The organism is Arthrobacter sp. Y3223164 (assembly GCF_059091005.1).
On the sequence record NZ_JBNHGF010000228.1, the window covers coordinates 1 to 4,673 of the forward strand.

At 68.6% G+C, this 4,673-nt stretch carries 4 protein-coding genes; 1 reads left to right on the forward strand and 3 read right to left on the reverse strand.

Annotation, left to right across the window (positions count from 1 at the left end):
* Positions 1–145 precede the first annotated feature (145 nt).
* Entirely contained in the window at positions 146–586 is a 441-nt protein-coding gene (locus AC5RUJ_RS11395) for an HNH endonuclease signature motif containing protein (protein WP_494155886.1), read from the forward strand.
* Here the strand turns inward: AC5RUJ_RS11395 and AC5RUJ_RS11400 are convergent.
* From AC5RUJ_RS11400 to AC5RUJ_RS11410, 3 genes are all read right to left on the reverse strand, one after another.
* Positions 468–2,639: a primosomal protein N' gene (locus AC5RUJ_RS11400; RefSeq protein ID WP_494155884.1), complete on the reverse strand. Its 2,172-nt coding sequence runs from the start codon at positions 2,637–2,639 to the stop codon at positions 468–470. The two genes, AC5RUJ_RS11395 and AC5RUJ_RS11400, sit on opposite strands and share 119 nt — an antisense overlap.
* 5 nt (positions 2,640–2,644) lie before the next feature.
* Complete coding sequence (metK, locus tag AC5RUJ_RS11405) at positions 2,645–3,850, reverse strand: methionine adenosyltransferase (RefSeq protein WP_494023035.1); 1,206 nt, start codon at positions 3,848–3,850, stop codon at positions 2,645–2,647.
* 144 nt (positions 3,851–3,994) lie between these two features.
* Positions 3,995–4,673, reverse strand: a 679-nt coding sequence (locus tag AC5RUJ_RS11410; RefSeq protein ID WP_494155885.1) for a phosphopantothenoylcysteine decarboxylase domain-containing protein, incomplete at its 5' end; no start/stop codon positions are given.

Consider the following 4,673-nt stretch of genomic DNA (forward strand, 5'->3'; position numbering starts at 1 on the left):
CCGCGAGCAGGCCCAACGCACCAAGGTGTTGCAACAGGCCAGCGTGGAGGACGTCTGGGTCCGCCGCCTCTACACCGCGCCGGGGACCGGGCAGCTGCTGGGGATGGACTCGGCCGCACGGAGATTCCCCGACGGGATGCGCCGGATGATCCACGCCCGCGACGCCGTCTGCGCAAGGCCCTGGTGCGACGCCCCGATCCGGCACATCGACCACATCGTGCCCTGGAGGCAAGGCGGTGAAACGACCATGGCCAACGGCCAGGGACTGTGCGAACAATGCAACCAGTCAAAGGAAGCCGAAGGCTGGTCCAGCCGCACCCTTGACGGACCACACCACACGGTGGAAACCACTACACCCACCGGCCACACCTACACCTCCACCCCGCCACCACTACCAGGCACTCCGCCGGCGGAAACAAAAGCAGCCCCTGCTCCCGCGCCCGGCGCCGGACCGCGCGTGCGGAAGGTTACAGCAGGTCGGTCCCGTCGCAGCGCACCTGCACCGGGTCGGGGACCCGCTTGGCGGACAGCGCGGCCTTGCGGTGACGAAGCGCGGCAGTCACGCGGGGTCCGTCCTGATAGCTGAAGAACAGCAGCAGGCGGTGCTCGCTGCTCTCCCCCGATCGGGCCGGAAGCTCAACGGGTCCGACGCTTCGAAGGCTGCCGCTGAGCTCAAAGTCCGCCATGAAGGCTTCAATGCCTGAGGGCTTCCCGGTCAGGGCAGCGATCCTCACGGCTGGGGGAAGCTGAAGCTCACGCCGCAACTGAATTTCCCGGGCTGCGGCGCCGGCTGGGTCCCACCGAACCAACGGCGCCACAACCGCGTCTTGGTCGGCGGTGACTACCACCAGCCCCCCTTCGGACGACGGCTGCACCAACGACGCGGCGCGGAACCACCGGCGCAGCACGTCTTCGGGGGTGCGCAGAGACTCGCGGCTGAGCATGGCGTTGCCATCCAGCAGCAACGCCGCGGCGTACCCATCGGGCGCCACCGGCTCGGCTCCCGGTGTTGCGACCACCAGGGCTTTACGTGACTCGACCACGGACTTGATGTGTTCCCCCGAGGAAGACACGACCGTCGCCCCTGGGAACGCACGTCCCAGTTCTTCCGCCGTGCGCAGGGCGCCGACCGCAGAGGCCCGGAGCCTGTGGGACCCGCATTCGGGGCAGGAGTAGTTCGTGGCCAATCGGCCGCACCACCGGCACGCCGGCGCCGCGGACCGGCCCGGCTGCGCTAGAGGCCCATTACAGTCGGTGCATCTGGCAGGCGCGCGGCAGTCCTGGCAGGCAAGGGCAGGTGAAAAGCCGGTCCGCGCCACCTGGACCAGCACCGGGCCGCGCTCCAGGCCTTCCTTGGCGGCAAGCCACGCGGCATGCGGCAGACGGGCGTGGCGCAGCATGGGATCGCGTTCCTGTTGGAACGAATCCGCGGTGTTGAGGATCCGCGGGGTGGCCTGGCGCAAGAACGGCCGGGCAGGTGTGAGCGCCGACGCCCAGCCGCTCTCAACCAACCGCTGTGTTTCGCCGCTGCGCGAGACCCCGGCGAAAAGGGCCGCGCAACCGGCCTGTGCCGTGCGCAGCAACAACACCTCGCGCGCATGCTGGTACGGGGAACGCTGCTCCAGCAACAGGTCGTCGCCGTCGTCCCACATCGCCACCAGTCCCAGATCCTGCACCGGAGCGAAGGCGGCCGAGCGCGTCCCCACGGCCACCGACACGTCGCCATGCAGCAACCGCAGGTAGTTCCGGTAGCGGGGCGTCGGCCCGTCCTCGGCGGTCAGGCGGACATACTGGTCCGCGCCAAGGACGCGCTCCAATTCGGCTTCCAGCCGCGCCAGGTCCTTGGCGTCCGGAACGACGACGACGGCGCCGCGGCCGCTCTGCCGTACGCTCGCCACGGCGTGGGCTACCTGGGCTGTCCACGAAGCAGGGCCGTAGGACTTGTGGCTGGCCAACACGGCACGCGGGGCGGCACCCGACGCCAGCCGGGCCAGAAAATCACCAGCGCCGTCATAACCGGCGAAGGCTTGCTCCGCACCATCCGGAGCCGGCGCGGTAGCAGGAGGTGCCGGGTCAGCCGAAGGCGCGGTGCTAGCCGGAGGTGCCGGGTCAGCCGAAGGCGCGGTGCTAGCCGGAGGTGCCGGGTCAGCCGAAGGCGCGGTGCTAGCCGGAGGTGCCGGGTCAGCCGACTGGCCCGCCTCGCGGGCGGCGAATTCCTTATCCACCTTGGCGACGCGCGGCGGGATGGCGGCGCGCAGTACGTCGCTGACGTTGCCTGCGTAACGCTCGGCCACGGACGTGGCCAGCCGGAGCAGTTCTTCGGTCAGCACCGGCTGCGCGGAAACCACTTTGGCCAACGGGGCAAGCTTGACCCCTTCCGGAACCTCCGACGTGCGGCGGGTGATGTACCCGCTCATTTCCTGGCCGCCGAAGCGGGCCTTGACCCGCGCGCCGGGAACAGCGTCGTCGTCCAGATTCTCCGGCACCAGGTAATCGAAGATCCGGTCCAGATGTGGCAGCGGCGTTTCGATCAGCACCTGCGCCACCGGGTCGGTCGCCGCCGCCGGCGAGGTACCCGGCGCCTGCTTGGGGGCACCGAAGCCCTGCAGCAGGCTCAGCTGGTGCGGATCAGAGCCCATCAGGCTCAGGCGTTGAAGTAGCTGCGCAGCGCGTCGGCCCGGTCGGTCCGCTCCCAGGTGAAGTCGGGATGTTCGCGGCCGAAATGGCCGTGCGCCGCGGTCTGCTTGTAGATGGGCCGCTTGAGCTGCAGGTCGTCGATGATGCCCAGCGGACGCAGGTCGAAGACTTCCTCGATCGCCTGGGCGATACGCGCCGGGTCAACGGTCTCGGTTCCGAAGGTTTCGACGTAGATGCCGACCGGCCGCGCCATCCCGATGGCGTACGCGATCTGGATCTCGGCGCGCCGGGCCAGTCCCGCGGCGACCACGTTCTTGGCCACCCAGCGCATGGCATAGGCAGCGGAACGGTCAACCTTGGACGGATCCTTGCCGGAAAATGCGCCGCCGCCGTGACGGGCCATGCCGCCGTAGGTATCCACGATGATTTTGCGTCCGGTCAGCCCGGCGTCGCCCACCGGCCCGCCGATCACGAAGTCGCCGCCCGGATTGAGGATGTAGCGCACGTTGGTGGCGTCCAGTGAGCTGGCCGCCAGCACCGGCTCGATCACGCGCGAGGCGAGGTCAGCACGCAGGTGGTCGAGGTCCACGCCGCCTTCATGCTGGCTGGAAATCACGACCGAGTTAACCGACACCGGCTTGTCGCCGTCATAACCGATGGTCACCTGCGTCTTGCCGTCGGGCCGCAGATACGGAAGCGTCCCGTCCTTCCGCACCTCGGTCAAACGCTCGGACAGCCGGTGCGCGAGCCAGATCGGTGCGGGCATCAAGACGTCGGTCTCGTCGCTGGCATAGCCGAACATGATGCCCTGGTCACCGGCACCCTGGGCATCGCGCGCATCGATGCCGGTCCCCTCGCGGGTTTCGAACGAATTAAAGACCCCGGAGGCAATCTCCGGCGACTGCTGCCCGATCGAAACCGACACGCCGCAACGCTCGCCGTCAAACCCCTTATCCGAGGAGTTGTATCCGATCTCCAGGATGGTGTCGCGGACAATCTGGGGGATCTCCACATAGCCCTTCGTGGTGACCTCGCCGGCCACGTGGACCAGGCCGGTCGTCGTCAGCGTCTCTACGGCTACCCGCGACTCGGGATCCTCGCGCAGCAGCGCGTCGAGAATGGCGTCGGAAATCTGGTCACAGATCTTGTCCGGATGGCCTTCGGTCACGGACTCGGACGTGAAGAGCCGCAGATTGCTGTCAGAAGAAGTCACAGACATACCTTACTTGCTGGCGAGGACCGCCACGGAACGGTTGGCGCGGCCTCGAAAGGCCGGGTCATGGAGCGAAACGGTAGTACACAGGGGGTCACGGGCGGCCTGGTTTTCGCGGCCGGCCGGAAGCGCCCGCGTGCAGTGTCAGCGGGAGAGTTCGGCGGTGATGCGCTCGACGACCACCGCGGCCGCGCTGTCTTTGCTGCCGCGGTGGGTCTGCGGTTCGACGCCGCTGCGTGCGAGCACCGTGATCTCGGTGTCATCCTGCCCGAACACCAGGTCGCGGCCCACGCGGTTGAGCACCAGCAGGTCGCAGCCCTTTCGCTCGAGCTTGCTGCGCGCGTAGTCGAGCACGTCGCCGCGGTCGTCGCCGGTTTCCGCGGCGAAACCGATAATCAGCGGCACCTCGCCGGAGCCGCGCTGCTGCACGACCTCCACCAGGATGTCCGGGTTCCGCACCAGCGTGATCACGGGGTCGTCGGCGTCGTCGCGCTTCTTGATCTTGGTGTCGGTCACTTCAGCCGGACGAAAATCCGCCACGGCGGCTGCCATGATGACGACGTCGGAGCGCGCCGCCGCTTCGAGCGTCGCCTCGCGCAGGTCCAGGGCGGTTTCCACCGAGCTGGACTTGATCCCGTCCGGGATATCCACCTCAAGGTGGGCGGCGATCAGTTCAACCTCCGCTCCCGCGGCCGCAGCGGCGCGGGCCAGTGCCACGCCCTGCTTGCCGGAGGACCGGTTGCCCAGGAAGCGTACGGGGTCCAGCGGTTCGCGGGTACCGCCGGCGGTGACCAGGACCCGCTTGCCGGCCAGCGGACCGGGT

Excerpts from the sequence above, each read along its gene's own strand:
- AC5RUJ_RS11395 (WP_494155886.1), top strand. The coding sequence starts at position 146 with ATGATCCACGCCCGCGACGCCGTCTGCGCAAGGCCCTGGTGCGACGCC.
- AC5RUJ_RS11400 (WP_494155884.1), bottom strand. The coding sequence starts at position 2,639 with ATGGGCTCTGATCCGCACCAGCTGAGCCTGCTGCAGGGCTTCGGTGCC.